General features: G+C 66.8%; 15 protein-coding genes. 5 read left to right on the top strand and 10 right to left on the bottom strand.

What is annotated here, in order from left to right; all coding sequences use genetic code 11:
* The first annotated feature begins 4 nt into the window (after window positions 1-4).
* Window positions 5-931, top strand: a complete 927-nt coding sequence (locus ACQ5J0_RS06465) for an energy transducer TonB (RefSeq protein ID WP_462569743.1) — start codon at window positions 5-7, stop codon at window positions 929-931.
* Between the two features lie 23 nt (window positions 932-954).
* Here ACQ5J0_RS06465 and ACQ5J0_RS06460 read toward each other — a convergent pair whose 3' ends face one another.
* The 3 genes from ACQ5J0_RS06460 to ACQ5J0_RS06450 all read right to left on the bottom strand — a co-directional run bounded on the left by ACQ5J0_RS06460 (window position 955) and on the right by ACQ5J0_RS06450 (window position 6,937).
* Window positions 955-2,166 (bottom strand): DUF445 domain-containing protein, encoded by a 1,212-nt coding sequence (locus ACQ5J0_RS06460; RefSeq protein WP_462570070.1) that lies wholly within the window; start codon window positions 2,164-2,166, stop codon window positions 955-957.
* 82 nt (window positions 2,167-2,248) lie between these two features.
* Window positions 2,249-5,731, bottom strand: a complete 3,483-nt coding sequence (locus ACQ5J0_RS06455) for an efflux RND transporter permease subunit (protein ID WP_462569742.1) — start codon at window positions 5,729-5,731, stop codon at window positions 2,249-2,251.
* A gap of 6 nt (window positions 5,732-5,737) precedes the next feature.
* A complete protein-coding gene (locus tag ACQ5J0_RS06450; RefSeq protein ID WP_462569739.1) occupies window positions 5,738-6,937 on the bottom strand; it encodes an efflux RND transporter periplasmic adaptor subunit in 1,200 nt (399 codons plus the stop codon).
* 34 nt (window positions 6,938-6,971) lie between these two features.
* Between ACQ5J0_RS06450 and ACQ5J0_RS06445 the strand changes: the two genes are divergently transcribed.
* Window positions 6,972-7,160, top strand: coding sequence for a hypothetical protein (locus ACQ5J0_RS06445; protein WP_462569738.1), 189 nt, complete (start codon window positions 6,972-6,974; stop codon window positions 7,158-7,160).
* Between the two features lie 20 nt (window positions 7,161-7,180).
* Here the strand turns inward: ACQ5J0_RS06445 and ACQ5J0_RS06440 are convergent, their stop codons facing one another.
* The 3 genes from ACQ5J0_RS06440 to ACQ5J0_RS06430 form a co-directional block, all read right to left on the bottom strand.
* Window positions 7,181-7,444, bottom strand: coding sequence for a GlsB/YeaQ/YmgE family stress response membrane protein (locus tag ACQ5J0_RS06440; protein ID WP_462569737.1), 264 nt, complete (start codon window positions 7,442-7,444; stop codon window positions 7,181-7,183).
* Window positions 7,445-7,609: 165 nt separating this feature from the next.
* Window positions 7,610-7,909, bottom strand: a complete 300-nt coding sequence (sciP, locus tag ACQ5J0_RS06435) for a CtrA inhibitor SciP (protein ID WP_305930607.1) — start codon at window positions 7,907-7,909, stop codon at window positions 7,610-7,612.
* Window positions 7,906-8,202 (bottom strand): hypothetical protein, encoded by a 297-nt coding sequence (locus ACQ5J0_RS06430; protein ID WP_462569736.1) that lies wholly within the window; start codon window positions 8,200-8,202, stop codon window positions 7,906-7,908. The genes sciP and ACQ5J0_RS06430 overlap by 4 nt, the downstream gene beginning before the upstream one ends.
* A 174-nt stretch (window positions 8,203-8,376) precedes the next feature.
* Between ACQ5J0_RS06430 and mnmA the strand changes: the two genes are divergently transcribed.
* Complete coding sequence (gene mnmA, locus ACQ5J0_RS06425; RefSeq protein WP_462569735.1) at window positions 8,377-9,588, top strand: tRNA 2-thiouridine(34) synthase MnmA; 1,212 nt, start codon at window positions 8,377-8,379, stop codon at window positions 9,586-9,588.
* A gap of 31 nt (window positions 9,589-9,619) precedes the next feature.
* Here the strand turns inward: mnmA and ACQ5J0_RS06420 are convergent, their stop codons facing one another.
* Window positions 9,620-9,916, bottom strand: coding sequence for a hypothetical protein (locus ACQ5J0_RS06420; protein ID WP_462569733.1), 297 nt, complete (start codon window positions 9,914-9,916; stop codon window positions 9,620-9,622).
* Between the two features lie 89 nt (window positions 9,917-10,005).
* Here ACQ5J0_RS06420 and ACQ5J0_RS06415 point away from each other — a divergent pair, with 89 nt between their 5' ends.
* The gene (locus ACQ5J0_RS06415; protein WP_462569732.1) at window positions 10,006-11,133 is read left to right on the top strand and encodes a serine hydrolase domain-containing protein; all 1,128 of its coding nucleotides are present in this window, start codon (window positions 10,006-10,008) and stop codon (window positions 11,131-11,133) included.
* Between the two features lie 19 nt (window positions 11,134-11,152).
* On the opposite strand, the gene ACQ5J0_RS06410 is transcribed toward ACQ5J0_RS06415, so the two are convergent.
* The 3 genes from ACQ5J0_RS06410 to pdxH are packed head-to-tail and all read right to left on the bottom strand — an operon-like array spanning window position 11,153 to window position 13,478.
* On the bottom strand, window positions 11,153-11,953 hold the full coding sequence (locus tag ACQ5J0_RS06410; RefSeq protein ID WP_462569730.1) for a PhzF family phenazine biosynthesis protein: 801 nt from the start codon (window positions 11,951-11,953) through the stop codon (window positions 11,153-11,155).
* Window positions 11,950-12,882 carry a cation diffusion facilitator family transporter gene (locus ACQ5J0_RS06405; protein WP_462569729.1) on the bottom strand — a complete coding sequence of 311 codons (933 nt, stop codon included), beginning with the start codon at window positions 12,880-12,882 and terminating at the stop codon, window positions 11,950-11,952. Before ACQ5J0_RS06405 ends, ACQ5J0_RS06410 begins: the two co-directional genes overlap by 4 nt.
* On the bottom strand, window positions 12,879-13,478 hold the full coding sequence (pdxH, locus tag ACQ5J0_RS06400; RefSeq protein WP_462569728.1) for a pyridoxamine 5'-phosphate oxidase: 600 nt from the start codon (window positions 13,476-13,478) through the stop codon (window positions 12,879-12,881). The genes ACQ5J0_RS06405 and pdxH overlap by 4 nt, the downstream gene beginning before the upstream one ends.
* Window positions 13,479-13,561: 83 nt before the next feature.
* Between pdxH and ACQ5J0_RS06395 the strand changes: the two genes are divergently transcribed.
* Window positions 13,562-14,512 carry a DnaJ C-terminal domain-containing protein gene (locus ACQ5J0_RS06395; protein WP_462569726.1) on the top strand — a complete coding sequence of 317 codons (951 nt, stop codon included), beginning with the start codon at window positions 13,562-13,564 and terminating at the stop codon, window positions 14,510-14,512.
* The last annotated feature ends 88 nt before the right edge of the window (window positions 14,513-14,600 follow it).

The raw sequence follows: 14,600 nt of genomic DNA, 5'->3' as shown, positions 1-14,600 counted from the left end.
CGCCATGCTTCGTTTCATACTCTGCGCTACAGTATCGATTGCCGTCACCGCACAAGCTGCACTCGCTGCCGATCAGCCCGTCGTGCTCGAACCGAGTTCCGCCTGGAATCTGAACTTTGCCGACGAGAGCTGTCGGCTGATGCGAATTTTCGGCGAAGGCGATGACAGGACCGCTTTTTACATCGAACGCTACGGCCCGGGAGACGGGTTCGCGATGGTAGTCGCTGGCAAGCCGGTTCGCACTATCGCGTCGCGCGACAGCAACGACGAATACAGCTTGCAGTTCGGCCAGTACGAACGGGTGCGCGAACAGAGGGCGACGCTGGGCGACCTGAGCGAATACAAGCCTGCGCTGATCATGACTCGCGCAGGCTTCGCCGGAGACGATGAAGGGGAAACGACCTCCCCGCCTCAATCCGCTCTCGCGGAATATGCTCGGGAAACCGATCCCTTCGCGCAGAAATTCTCGCCCGATCGCGAGGCGCGCATCGAGTGGCTGACCAATACCCGAGGCGGGCGCACCCCCCTGCAATTGGCTCTGGGGCCGATGGGGCCGCCGATGGCCGCGATGCGCAAATGCACGGACGATCTGGTGCAGCACTGGGGCATCGACGTCGGTGAGCATGCCCAGCTCGCGCGGCGGGCCATTCCCAAGGACAATCCAGGGACATGGCTCAACACTCGCGATTATCCGCTGGGATTGGTAGCGATGGGCGTTCAGGGGCTGGTGCAGCTTCGCCTTTCGGTCGGTCCCGACGGCGTACCGAGCGATTGCCATATCCAGGGCTCGACCCGCGGGGCGGATTTCGACGAGATCTCATGCAAACGGCTGATGCAGCGGGCCCGCTTCGAACCCGCGCTAGGTGCCGAAGGACAGCCGATCGCCTCTTTCTATCGCACCACGATCCGCTTTGTGATGCCCGAGCGGTAGCGAGCCCAGCGCGGCAGCGGGTCTCAGAACACCCCGCTGAGGAAATGCAGCGTCAGCCCCACCAGACCGCCGACCAGCGTGCCGTTGATGCGGATGAACTGCAGGTCGCGGCCGACCGCGTTCTCGACCCGGCCGGTGATCGTGCTGGCGTCCCAGCCGCGCACCGTCTCGGAGACCAGCCGGACGATCTGTCCGCCATAGCGCGAGGTCAGCCCGACCGCGGTGCGGCGGGCGAAGCGGTTGACCTGTTGCTGGAGCCGCGGATCGTCGCGCAGCGCCGCGCCCATTTCCGCGAGGCTGTCGGTGAGCCGCTCCCGCATTTCGCCGCTTCCGCCGCCGCGGACCATCTCGATCAACCGGTGGCGCAGCCGTTCCCACACCCCCTGCCACCAGGTGGCGATGGCGGGATTGTCGAGCATCTCGTGCTTGATCCGCTCGACCTTGGCCTGCAGTTCGGGGTCCTCGCGCAGGCCCTTGGCGAGGTCCGCCAACCCGTCCTCGACCTTGGCGCGCAGGGGATGCTGCGGGTCGACCAGCACTTCGGCGAGCATCCGGTAGAGCCCGTCGAGCACCGAATTGGCCAGCCGCTCGTCGAGCCCGGTGAAGCGCAGCAGCGCGTTGACGCGCTGGTTGATCATCGCGCGGACCATGTCCTCATTGTCCTCGAGCACCAGCCCGGCCCAGCGGATGATGCTGTCGATCAGCGGGCGGTGACGTCCGTCGGCGATCATCGCCTCGAGCATCTGGCCGAGCAGCGGCGCCACCTCGATCCGGTCGAGCCCGGTCTTGAGTGCGCCGCGGACCTGTCCGCCTAGCCGGTCGGGATCGAGCGATTCGAGGACTTCGACGAAAAGATCACCGGCACCCGCGCGGATCCGGCCCCCGCCCTGCTCGCCAGGCTCGGTGAGATAGCGGCCGACCGCCTGCGCGAGGTTCATCGCGCGCATCCGCCGCGCCACCACCGCGGGGGTGAGGAAATTCTCGCGCAGGAACTGCGCCATGGTGTCGGCGATGCGGTCCTTGTTCTGGGGGATGATCGCGGTGTGCGGGATCGGCAGGCCGAGCGGGCGGCGGAACAGCGCGGTGACCGCGAACCAGTCGGCCAGCCCGCCCACCATCGCCGCTTCCGAAAAGGCGTGGACATAGCCCCAGGCGGGATGCAATTCGAGATAGCGGCCCGAAAGCACGAACACCGCGGCCATGACCACGAGCATGCCGGTCGCGGTCCAGCGCATCCGGCGCACCCGGTCCTGGTTGAGCATGTCGCCCGACACGCGCCGCGGCCCGGCCCCGGTCATCAAGCCGCCGCGGGAATCGTCACTCGGCAGGAGCGACCTCCCCCTTGCGCGAATCGCCATCTTCGTCGCCGGGGCGATAGGTCAGGAAGCGCTGCCGCATCCACGGCCCGAGCCGCCGTTCGACGCCGTCCGCGAGGCTGAAGCCCGCCGGCACGATCAGCAGCGTGAGGACGGTGGAAAGGATCAGCCCGCCGATCACCATCGTGCCCATCGGCGCGCGGAAGGCACCGTCGCCCGAGCCGAAGACGCCCGAGAGCGAGACCGGGACCATGCCCGCGGTCATCGCCACCGTGGTCATCACGATCGGCTGGGCGCGCTTGTGCCCGGCATCCATGATCGCGGCGAACTTCTCCTTGCCGTCGGCCATCGCCTCGATCGCGAAATCGATCAGCAGGATCGAATTCTTGGAAACGATCCCCAGCAAGAGCAGCACGCCGATATAGACCGGCATCGATTGCGGCTGACCGATGATCCAGACCAGGAAGATACCGCCCAGCGGCGCCAGCAGCAGCGAGGTCATGTTGACCAGCGGGCTCATCAGCCGCTTGTAGAGCAGCACCAGCACCGCGAACACCAGCAGAAAGCCCGACAGGATCGCGATGACGAGGCTGTTGAGCATCTCGGCCTGCCATTCGTCTTCGCCCACCACATCGCGCGCGACACCCTGCGGCAGGTTCTGCAGCACCGGAAGCTCGTCGATCTCGGCCTGCGCCTCGCCCTTGATGACGCCTTGCGCGAGGTCGGCGCCGACCAGCACACGGCGGTTCTGGTTGTAGCGCTGGATCGTCGTCGGTCCCGATCCGAAGCTGATCTCGGCGACACGCGAAAGCGGTACGGTACCGCCGCTACGGGTCTGGACCGGCAGGTTCTCGATCGTCACCAGGCTTTCACGCGACAGTTCGGGCAGCTTGACCCGGATCGGGATCTGGCGGTCGGACAGCGAGAATTTCGCCGCGTTCTGCTCGATTTCGCCCATCGTGGCGATGCGGATCGTGCGGCTGAGCTCGGCGGTGGTGACGCCCAGTTCGGCTGCGAGATCGGTGCGCGGCTGGATGATCAGTTCGGGGCGATTTATATCGGCGCTGATCCGCGGGGCGACCAGCATGTCGATCCCCTTCATCTGCTCGACAAGTGTCGCCGCGGTCTGTTCGAGCAGTTCGGGGTCGGAGCCGACCAGCATGACGGTCATGTCGCGCCCGCTGCCGAAGCCGCCCGATTGCGAGGCGAAGCGGACCCGCGCATCTGGGATCTGCGAAAGAGCGGGAGCGAGACTGCGCTCGAACTCGATCGAGGTGCGCTCGCGATCTTCCTTGAGCGTGACGTAGAGCGTGGCCTGCCCTTCGCGAACCCGCTCGAGCGCGAGATCGACCTCGGGCTGCTCGTAGAGCAGCGTGGCGACCCGGTCGGTCACCCGCTCAGTCGTCTCGAGCGTGGTTCCGGGCACCATCTCGATCTCGATCCGCGAGTTTTCGCTGTCGGTAAGCGGCTGGAACTGGGCCGGCACGTTCATGAACAGCAATATGGTCAGCAGCAGCGCGAAATAACCGATCCCGACCATCCAGATGCGGTGATCGAGGAACCGCGCCGACAAATAACGCCAGCTGTTGCGCACCCTTGTGCCGGCAAGTGAGGTCAGCAGGCGGCCCAGTTGCAGCACCAGCAGCGCGGCGAGGAAACCCGCACCCAGCGCGATGGCGAACTCGAGAACGGCGAAAAGCTTCTCGACCAGGAAGAAGGCGATCCCCTGATCGTTGGGATCGGCGTCAGCGGGCGTGACCGCATTACCCATGACGGTGGGCACGTCGAAACCCGATATGAGCCCATAGACCGTGAAGACGGTTGCGGCGGAGGCTGCCAGCATCGCGAGCACCGTGACCAGCAGGCTCAGCGCATAGACAAAGCGGTGGCGGGGGGCCTCGACGGATTCGCGCTTCGCGAACATCTTGCCGCGGTTGAGCGTCCATTCGAGGACCCGCATGTAGCGGTCCATCCACTTGCCCTCGCCGTGTTCGGCGTGGCCATGAGCCTTGAGGAAATAGGCTGCCAGCATCGGAGTGATCATCCGCGCCACGGCGAGCGACATCAGCACCGCGATAACCACCGTGATGCCGAAATTCTTGAAGAACTGGCCGGGGATGCCGGGCATCAGCCCGACGGGCAGGAACACCGCGACGATACAGAAGCTGGTTGCGACCACGGGCAGGCCGATCTCGTCGGCGGCGTCGATCGAGGCCTGATAGGCGGATTTGCCCATGCGCATGTGGCGCACGATGTTCTCGATTTCGACGATGGCATCGTCGACCAGCACGCCGGCCACCAGACCCAGCGCGAGCAGCGAGAGCTGGTTGAGGTTGAAGCCGAGCAGATCCATGAACCAGAAGGTCGGGATCGCGGAGAGCGGAATCGCGACCGCGGAGATGGCGGTGGCGCGCCAGTCGCGCAGGAAGAAGAACACCACCACGACCGCGAGGATGGCGCCCTCGATCATCGCCGCCATCGAGCTTTCATATTGCTCGAGCGTGTATTTGACGGTGTTGAACAGCGGAACGAAAGTGACGCCGGGGTTCTCCGCCTCGATCGCGGCGATTTCTTCGACCGCGAGGTCGAAAGTGGTCACGTCCGACGCGCCCTTGGCGCGCGACATCGCGAAGTTCACGACTTCCTTGTCGCGCACCTTGCTGATCGAGGTGCGTTCGGAATAGCCGTCGCGGACGGTGGCGACGTCGGACAGCTTGACCGTGGTGCCATTACCAAGCTGGATCTGGCGCTGGCCCAGCTCATAGGCGCTCTCGCTGCTGCCCAGCACGCGGACCGACTGGCGGGTGCCGCCGACCTCGGTCATGCCGCCCGCGGCATCGACGTTGGTCGAGCGCAGCACCTGGTTGATCTGGCTGGCGGTGACGCCGTAAGCCTGCATCCGGTCGAGATCGAGAATGACCTCGATCTCGCGATCGACCCCGGCGAAGCGGTTGACCTCGGCCATTCCCTCGACGCTGAGCAGCCGCTTGGCGACGACGTCGTCGATGAACCAGCTAAGCTGCTCGATCGTCATGTCGTCGGCTTCGACCGCGTAGATCGCGAGGAAGCCGCCGGCTATCTCTTCCTTGGAGACGCGCGGTTCGAGGATCCCCTCGGGGAGGCTGCCGCGCACGGTGTCGACTGCGTTCTTGACCTCGGCGACCGCATCATTGGGATCGATGCCGATTTCGAATTCGATGAAGGTGTTGGAATTGCCCTCGCTGGCGGTCGAATTGATCGTCTTGACGCCGTTGATCGAGCGGACCGCCGATTCGACCAGCTGGGTGATCTGGTTCTCGATCTCGGTCGGCGCGGCGCCGGGCTGCGAGATCGAGACGTTGACCGCGGGGAATTCGATGTCGGGATTGTTGACGACATCCATCTGCGCGAAGCTGAGCAGGCCGGCGAACAGCAGCCCGATGAACGCGACCAGCGGGATGACCGGGTTGCGGATCGACCAGGCGGAGATGTTCTGGAAGTTCATCGCCCGTCAGGCTCCGTCGTTTTCGACCAGTTGCGGATTGACCGTCTCGCCCTCGGTCAGGAAGCCGCCGGCACGCAGCACGACGCGCTCGCTTCCGGTCAGGCCTTCGGTGACGACGATGCCAGCGGGCGTTACCGAGCCGGTGGTGACCGAGCGGCGCTGCGCCTTGTTGTCGGAGTCGATGATGTAGACGAAGGCGCCCTCGTCGTCGGACAGCACCGCGGATTCGGGCAGCACCGGCGCCACCACCGTCCCGCTGGCGATCTGTGCGGTAGCGAAACCGCCCGGGCGCAGACCCGGTTCGTAGGACAGCGCGATCCGTGCGGTGCCCTGGCGGTTCTGGGCGTCGATGACCGGCGACAATTGCCACACCTGCCCGATATAGCTCTTGTCGCTGCCCACCGGGGTCACTTCGGCGCGGACGCCGGTCGAAAGATTGCTCAGCTGGGTCTCGCCGACCTGCGCGAGCATCTCGATCTCGCCGCCGCGGGCGATCAGGAACAGCGGCGCGGAGCCGGCGCTCACGGTCTGGCCGGGCTCGACATCGCGCGACAGCACCAGCCCGGCGGCGGGGGCGACGATGTTGAGCCGATCGTTGCGCGCCTGCAGCTCGCCGAGCTGCGCCTGCGCGACGCCAAGCCGCGCGACCGCGCCGTCGCGGGTGGCGGTGAGGCGATCGACATCGGCCTTGGAGATGAAGCCGCGTTCGACCAGCTGCAGCGCGCGGTCGAGATTGGCCTGCGCGAGATTGGCTTCGGACCGCGCCACTTCGATCTGCGCCTGGGCGCTGCGGACCTGCTGCGACTGGACCGAGCGATCGATCACCGCGAGCACCTGGCCCTGATTGACCCAGTCGCCGGCATCGACGGGCACCGAGACCACGCGGCCGCCTTCGCCAACCACGCCTACGGGCATTTCGCGCCGCGCGGCGAGCGTCCCGGTGGCGGTGATCTCGCCCTCGACCGTGGTCTGGCCGGGCGCGATGACGGTGACGGTCGGCAGCTGGCCGTCGCGATCGGCGACGGGTACGGCTTCCGAACTCGTCATCTGCCACGCGACCGCAGCCGCGATCAGCGCAGCGATGATGATGCCGAGCACGATGAACAGCCGGCGACGGCTGCGCGTGCGGGATTCGGTTTCGAGCGATTCGAAATCGCTGGTCAGGGGTTGCCCCCCCTCGCCCGTGACGGTCGTTTCGTAATTCATCGCGCCTATGCCTCGGCTTGCAGAACTTGCAGGTGTGTTATCCGACTATATCACTCTGTGCAAGGAGCAGTTCGCAATCGCCCTACTCGCGAGCGCGGGCAAGGGCAATCTGCGGTTCGACCGGCGGCAATGCGCAAACCACGAGCGACAGGCGGTCGGACCTGAAGTCACGGGGGTAGCGGACAAGAAAAAGGGCGGCTGGCATCACGCCAACCGCCCCTGATCCGTTGCTATAGTGCGGGCTTAGCGAGCGCGGCCGCGCTGAACCATGTTGACGATCGCGAGCAGCACGATGGCGCCCAGGAACGACATCAGCAGTCCGGGGAGGCTGAATTCGGTCAGAGTTGCGCCGACGCCGATCAGCGAGCCGATGAAGCCGCCGATGAACGAGCCGACGATGCCGACGACGATGTTCCAGAAAATGCCCATCGAGGCATCCCGGTTCATCACGAGACTGGCGAGCCAGCCGATGATGCCGCCGACGATAATAGCGATAATCCAACCCATAATATTCCTCCTGTTTGTACTTATTCGTTTTTGCTGATGCCGCTGGAACGGTCGTGCAGGAAAAACGGTTCCCGGGGCGCCGGGTTACAGGGGACTATCCAGCGGATAGCAAAAAGGTTCCCGCATCGCTGCAGGAACCCTTGCTCCGGTTTGCCGCCGGGTCGGTCAGTATTTGAGCTGGCGCTCGTAGAGGTCGCGATAGTGCTGGATCCGCGTCACCCGCAGGCCCTGCATTCCCGAGCGGTCGACCGCGCGCTGCCACGAGGCGAACTCCTCGAGCGTGAGGCCATAGCGTTCGAGCACTTCGTCGATCGTCAGCAGCCCGCCATTGACCGCGGCGACCACTTCGGCCTTGCGGCGCACGACCCAGCGCTTGGTCTGCGGCGAGGGCAGGTCGGCGATCGTCAGCGGTTCACCGAGGGGGCCGATGACCTGAGCTGGGCGGATGTCTTGGTTTTCAATCATGTGTCGTCCCGGTCGCCTTGGGCCGCGTCATTCGCGGCGGCTGCAGGCTTAGAACGGGTGAATTTTCCATGCCTTAAAATATCCTGGTTACCGCCGCGTTTACCTTTTTCGCCGAGCTCGGGGAGCGAGGTCGAAAATCCCGCGAATCCGGCCTCGCCGGGATGGCCCAGCTCCTCGCGCAGATCTCGAGTCGCCGCGAGCCGGGCGACGAGATCGGTCCAGCGCAACTGGCGCAAATCCTGCGAGTCGCTCCGGGTCTCCGGCTGCGATGTGTTGATGTGACCCTCGAACATGAGGTCGAGCTATAAGGGGATGTGGTAAACAGTCTGTGAAACATGATGCGGAGCGAAATCGAATCGCCCGCGCGCTCCCCGCGGTCCTGCAAAGAGAGCATGCAACGCCGCTTCCGGCCTGCGCCCCGCCCCTGGCTGGCCAGCGAGCCCACGGCGGTGTATGGGCCGCGGCCCATGACCTTCGCCGCCCACCCCGCCCTTCTCGCGTCCGACGCGCCCCATAATCAGGGCCGCGATCCCGGCCCCGACCCGCTGACCCGCCCCGAAGACGCCGCCGCGCTGTTCGACCTGCCGCGCCCCGCGGCCGAATGCCGCATCGTGGTCGCGATGTCGGGCGGGGTCGACAGCTCGGTGGTCGCCGCACTGGCCGCGAAAAGCGGCGCCGAAGTGATCGGAATCACGCTGCAGCTCTACGATTTCGGCGCGGCGACGGGGCGCAAGGGCGCCTGCTGCGCCGGCGACGACATCCGCGACGCGCAGGCGGTCGCCGACCGGCTGGGTATCGCGCATTACGTCTTCGATCACGAGAGCAGCTTCCGCGAGGAAGTGGTCGAGACCTTCGCCGACGAATATCTCGCTGGCCGCACCCCGGTGCCCTGCATCCGCTGCAACATGGGGCCCAAATTCACCGATCTGTTCGCCATGGCGCGCGAACTGGGCGCCGATTGCCTCGCCACCGGACATTACGTGCGCCGCACCATGGGCCCCGCCGGCCCCGAACTCCAACGCGCGCTCGATCCCGCGCGCGACCAGTCCTATTTCCTGTTTGCCACCACCGAGACGCAGCTCGACTATCTGCGCTTCCCGCTGGGCGGCCTGCCCAAGCCTGAGGTGCGGCGACTGGCCGAACAGGCGGGCCTGCGCAATGCGGCCAAGCCCGACAGCCAGGACATCTGCTTCGTTCCCGATGGCGATTACGCCAAGATCGTCCGCAGCCTGCGTCCCGAAGGCGGGATCGCGGGCGATATCGTCCATGCCGAGAGCGGCGCGGTGCTGGGGCAGCACAAGGGCGTGATCCACTACACCGTCGGCCAGCGACGCGGGCTGGATATCGGCGGGCAGGCCGAACCGCTCTATGTCGTGGGCATAGATGCGGCCTCGCGCGAAGTCCGGGTCGGACCGCGGCGGATGCTGGCGGTGACGGGCGCCCGCGTCATCGAGACCAACCGCATCGGCCCGCTTCCTGACGGGCCACTGACCGCCAAGGTCCGATCGCTATCGAAGCCGGTTCCCGTGCGGGTCGAAGGGCCACTGGGCGAGGATGCATCGGTCACCCTGCGGTTCGAAAATCCCGAATACGGCGTCGCGCCCGGACAGGCGGCGGTGATCTATGCGGGTGAGCGGGTGGTCGGCGGCGGGTGGATTGCCGAGACCGGCGCCGCCTGAAACCAAGCGTGAACCGCCGCCGGTTGCGGAATCATTCCTCCCAAGGCTCCAGCACGCAGCCAAAGCCCTCGCGATAGCGCGCGGTCTCGCTGGCGATCAGCGGCACGCTGGCGGTGACGCTCTGGTCTTCGGGGATTTCGCTCAGCCGGATCATCTCCATCCCGGCGAGCTTGTCCTTGGAGCAATCCTCAAGGCTGCGGCCCGCGACATAGCGGCACGAACACCCGACCCGCGCGGCATAGGCGGTACCGGCGGCGGCATTGCCGGTGACACCGTCGCGCACATACCACCAGCCGATCCCCAGCAGCACCGCGAGCGCGAGCACCACCCAGGGCCAGCGCCGCGACCGTGCGGTCGATCTCGACCGGGTTGATTTTGACGTTGCCAAGCCGAGAACCCCCATGCGAGTTACGCCGCATGACCATGCGGCTCGCACCCCTTATCGCCATCCTCGCCAGCGCCTCAAGCCTTGCGTCCTGCTCCGACACCGCATCGGTGCAGGAACCGCCGCTGACCGAAGCCGCGCTGGCCGCAGTGAAGGACGACCCCGGCGCGGCGCGGCGCCCGCTGGCGCGCGCCATCGACGACCTGTTCACCCGCGACGGGCTGGGCGAGACCCGCGCGGTGGTGCTGCTGCACGGGGGCGAAATCGCCGCCGAGCGCTACGCCCCGGGTTATGACGCCGACACCCGCTTCATTAGCTGGTCGATGGCCAAGACCGTGACCGCAGTCATGATCGGCATGCTTGTCGCCGACGGGCGGCTCGAGCTCGGCGCCCCCGCGCCGGTGCCCGCCTGGCAGCGCCCGGGCGATGCGCGCAGCGAGATCACGCTGCGCCACCTGCTCCAGATGCGCAGCGGGCTCGATCATACCGAGGCCGGCCCGGTGCCGGTCGAATCGAGCGAGGTGCGGATGCTGTTCCTCGACGGACGCGACGATATGGCGGGCTGGGCCGAGGAGCAGCCGCTCGAGGCCGAACCGGGCGAGCGCTTCGAATATTCCTCCAACACCACCGTCATCCTGGCCGACATCGCCGCCCGCACGCTGACGGACAGCGAGGATCCGGAGGACCGGCGACAGGCGGTGGCGGATTATCTCCATGCGCGGCTGTTCGAACCGCTCGGCATGAGTTCGGTGGTGCCCGAATTCGACGCCAGCGGCACGCTGATCGGCGGCAGCCTGATCCATGCGACCGCGCGCGACTGGGCGCGGTTCGCCGATTTCCTGCGCAACAAGGGCTCCTATCGCGGCGCGCAGCTGGTCCCACGCCAGTGGATCGAGCAGATGGTCACCCCCAGCCCCAAATCGCCGCATTACGGCTATCAGACCTGGCTCAACCGCCCGACCGGAGAGGCCGACCACCCGCTGATCCCCGAGCGCGCGCCCGAAAGCCTGTTCGCGATGATCGGCCATATGGGCCAATATGCGCTGGTCTCGCCCAGCCAGCGGGTGACGCTGGTGCGGCTGGGCCATTCGGACGCCCCGCAGCGCCGGGCGATGCTGCAGCAGGCAGCGGATGTGCTGGAGCTCTATCCGCAGAGCTGAACCGGGATGGTACCCGGCGTCAGTCCGGGAGGTAGAAGGTCCCCTCGACCACAGTCACGCAGGGGCCACCGAGCCAGACGCGGTCGCCCTCGAGCCGGCAAGTGAGATCGCCGCCGCGCTGCGAGGCCTGATGCGCGGTGAAGCTCGTCCGCCCCAGCCGCTCCGCCCAGAAGGGCGCGAGCACCGCGTGGGCCGAGCCGGTTACGCTGTCCTCGGGCACGCCCCAGGCGGGGACGAACACCCGGCTTACGACATCGACGGTGTCGCCCGGTGCGGTGCAGATCGCCATGCGGTCGATCTGTTCGAGCGCGCGCATGTCCGGTGCCATTGCGCGCAGTTGCGCCTCGGATTCCAGCAGGACGATCGAGGTCTCCTCTGTGCCTTCGACCGTGTCGTAGATCGGCGCGTCGATCCCGAGCGCCTCGAGCAGCCCCGGCACGGGGAGTTCCTCGACCCGGCTGGTGGGCAGCGACAGCTCGTAGCCCTCGCCCTGCCGCCGGACATGGAGCAGGCCCGCATGGCGCGTGCGGAAGCTCACCGCCTCCCCCCCGTCGCGCGTGAGCAGCACATGCCCGCTCGCCAGCGTCGCATGGCCGCACAGCTTCACCTCGCTGGTGGGGGTGAACCAGCGCAATTCCCAGTCTGCCGCGCCGCTCTCGTCGCGCACCACGAAGGCGGTCTCGGCGAAATTGTTCTCCTCGGCGATCGCGTGGAGCACCGCGTCGGGGAGCCAGCTCTCGAGCGGCATCACTGCAGCCTGATTGCCCGCGAAGGGGCGGTCGGCGAACGCATCGACATGCCAATAGGGCAGCTTGGTCATGGGGTGGCTCCTCCGAGGCGATCGAATTCGTTTTCCTCGACCAGCGGATTGTTCGGCTCGTCGATATGGCCCTGCGGGTCGATATGGATCAGCAGCTCCATTTCCGGAAACCGCCCGCACAGATCCGCCTCGACCCGCTCGATCACGTCATGCGCCTGCTCGACCGTCATGCTGCCGGGCAGATCGACGTGGAACTGGACGAAATCCTGCGTCCCGCTGGTGCGGGTGCGCAGATCGTGCAGGTTCGAGAGCTCGGGATGGCGCGCCGCAGCCGCGACGAAGGCCTCGCGTTTCTCGTCGGGCCATTCGCGGTCGAGCAATTGATCCACCGCGGTCGAGGCCGCCGACCAGGCGCCCCACAGCAGCCAGGCACCGATGGCGAGGCCGAACAGCGGATCGGCGAGCCCGAAGCCGGCATATTGGTCGAGCACCAGCGCCGCGATCACCGCGAGGTTGAGCAGCAAGTCGGACTGGTAATGAACATGATCGGCATGGATCGCGACCGAGCCGGTGCGCGCGATCACCACTCGCTGCCAGGCGAGCAGCGCAAAGGTGGCGACGATGGCGATAGTCGAAACCGCGATGCCTTCGGGCGCGGCCGCGGTCTCGCCGCCTTCGACCAGCCGCATCGCCGCGCGGAAGATGATCGCGGTGGCGGATATGGCGATCAGCACCACCTGCACCATCGCCGCCAGCGCCTCGGCCTTGCCGTGCCCGAAGCGATGTTCGCGGTCGGCGGGCTGCGCGGCGAACCATACCCCCACCAGCGTCGCGAGGCTGGCGACCAGGTCGAGCGCCGAATCGGCGAGGCTGCCGAGCATGGCGGTCGAACCGGTGCGCCAGCTCGCCCAGGTCTTGAGCGTCACCAGCAGCAAGGCGACCGTGATCGAGGCGACGGCGGCGGAGCGGGCGAGCGTGGAGCGCTTCATGGATAAAGCAGCGTGTCCGTCCACCCCTCGCCCGCACGGGCGAACAGGCGGCGGTCGTGCAGGCGGTTGGGGCGGTCGAGCCAGAACTCGATTCGCTGCGGGGCGAGGCGGAATCCGGTCCAATGGGCGGGGCGGGGGATATCGCCCTCGGGATATTGCTCGGCAAGCGCCTCGACCCGCGCGAAATAGGTCGCTCGTTCGGCCAACGGCCGCGACTGATCCGAAGCCGCCGAGCCGATTTGCGACACCCGCGGGCGCGAATGGAAATAGGCATCCGCCTCGGCGGCGCTCACTTCCTCGAGCGGCCCCTCGATCCGGATCTGGCGGCGCAGGCTCTTCCAGTGGAACAGCAGCGCCGCCTGCATGTTGGCGCGGATTTCCTCGCCCTTGCGGCTCTGCGCATTGGTGAAGAAGGTGAAGCCGCCCGGCCCATGCCCCTTGAGCAGCACCATCCTGAGCGAGGGCGCACCCGAGGGAGTCGCGGTGGCGAGCGCCATCGCGTTCGAATCATTGGGCTCGCTCGCGCGGGCTTCGGCGAACCAGGTCTCGAACAGATCGATAGGATCGCTTTGCGGAATGGCGCTTTTGTTGTCCATGGGACGACGCCCTAACGCCCTCGCCCGCATTGGCAAAGCCATCGTGCTTGCCCTCGGACACTGCTCCACCTAGCTAACACGCCATGGCCGATCCCTATTCCACCCTTGGCGTACCCCGCACCGCGTCCGAAAAGGACATCAAGAGCGCCTATCGCACGCTCGCCAAGGAGCTTCACCCCGACCGCAACACCAGCAATCCCAATGCCACCGAACGCTTTTCCGAAGCGACCAGGGCCTATGATCTGCTGTCGGACAAGGCCAAGCGCGCGCAATACGACCGCGGCGAGATCGATATGGAGGGCAATCCGACCCATCCCTTCGCAGGCGGCGGGGGCGGTTTCGGCTCGCGCGGCCAGTCGCGCGGCCAGGGCGGATACCGGCCCGAGGATTTCCAGCGCGGCGGCACCGAGGACGTCGATTTGAGCGATCTGTTCGAAGGCCTGTTCGGTGGCGGACGAACCACCGGCGCGGGTTTCGGCGGGGGCGCGCGGCGCGGTCCGCAGGCGCCTCCGAGCAAGGGTGCGGATATCGGCTATCGCCTGCGCGTGCCCTTCGTCGAGGCCGCCGCGCTCAAGGATCAGCGCATTACCCTCTCCGACGGCAAGACCATCGATCTCAAGCTGCCCAAGGGCGTGGAAAGCGGCACCCAGATGCGGCTCAAGGGCAAGGGCGAGCAGGGCCCCGGCGGCGCGGGCGACGGGCTGGTGACGATCGAGATCGACAGACATCATGTGTTTCGCCGCGAAGGCGACGATGTTCGCCTCGACCTCCCGATCACGCTCGACGAGGCGGTCGGCGGCGGCAAGGTGCGCGTTCCCACCGTCGATGGACCGGTGATGATGACCATCAAGCCGGGGACCGACGGCGGCACCGTGCTGCGGCTCAAGGGCAAGGGCTTCTCGCGCAAGGCCGGGGGCCGCGGCGACCAGCTGGTCACTCTCGAAATCCAATTGCCCGAGGATCTCGGCCCGCTCGCCGAACGGCTCGAAGGGTGGAAGGACGACAGCGATCCCAGAGCGAAGCTGGGAGTCTAGCCCTTGGCTCCGCACCCTTTGCTGAAGGCTGCGCGGGATGCCGCGCCGGAGAGTTCGCCCGAAATCAAGGAGCGCCCGGTCGAGTCGC

Source organism: Qipengyuania sp. SM2512 (assembly GCF_054954005.1).
The sequence above is the reverse complement of the archived record's forward strand: the minus strand, read 5'-3'. Positions and strand labels throughout refer to the sequence as shown.

Excerpts from the sequence above, each read along its gene's own strand:
- ACQ5J0_RS06465 (WP_462569743.1), top strand. The coding sequence starts at position 5 with ATGCTTCGTTTCATACTCTGCGCTACAGTATCGATTGCCGTCACCGCA.
- ACQ5J0_RS06460 (WP_462570070.1), bottom strand. The coding sequence starts at position 2,166 with ATGCGCTGGACCGCGACCGGCATGCTCGTGGTCATGGCCGCGGTGTTC.
- ACQ5J0_RS06455 (WP_462569742.1), bottom strand. The coding sequence starts at position 5,731 with ATGAACTTCCAGAACATCTCCGCCTGGTCGATCCGCAACCCGGTCATC.
- ACQ5J0_RS06450 (WP_462569739.1), bottom strand. The coding sequence starts at position 6,937 with ATGAATTACGAAACGACCGTCACGGGCGAGGGGGGGCAACCCCTGACC.
- ACQ5J0_RS06440 (WP_462569737.1), bottom strand. The coding sequence starts at position 7,444 with ATGGGTTGGATTATCGCTATTATCGTCGGCGGCATCATCGGCTGGCTC.
- sciP (WP_305930607.1), bottom strand. The coding sequence starts at position 7,909 with ATGATTGAAAACCAAGACATCCGCCCAGCTCAGGTCATCGGCCCCCTC.
- ACQ5J0_RS06430 (WP_462569736.1), bottom strand. The coding sequence starts at position 8,202 with ATGTTCGAGGGTCACATCAACACATCGCAGCCGGAGACCCGGAGCGAC.
- mnmA (WP_462569735.1), top strand. The coding sequence starts at position 8,377 with ATGACCTTCGCCGCCCACCCCGCCCTTCTCGCGTCCGACGCGCCCCAT.
- ACQ5J0_RS06415 (WP_462569732.1), top strand. The coding sequence starts at position 10,006 with ATGACCATGCGGCTCGCACCCCTTATCGCCATCCTCGCCAGCGCCTCA.
- ACQ5J0_RS06410 (WP_462569730.1), bottom strand. The coding sequence starts at position 11,953 with ATGACCAAGCTGCCCTATTGGCATGTCGATGCGTTCGCCGACCGCCCC.
- ACQ5J0_RS06405 (WP_462569729.1), bottom strand. The coding sequence starts at position 12,882 with ATGAAGCGCTCCACGCTCGCCCGCTCCGCCGCCGTCGCCTCGATCACG.
- pdxH (WP_462569728.1), bottom strand. The coding sequence starts at position 13,478 with ATGGACAACAAAAGCGCCATTCCGCAAAGCGATCCTATCGATCTGTTC.
- ACQ5J0_RS06395 (WP_462569726.1), top strand. The coding sequence starts at position 13,562 with ATGGCCGATCCCTATTCCACCCTTGGCGTACCCCGCACCGCGTCCGAA.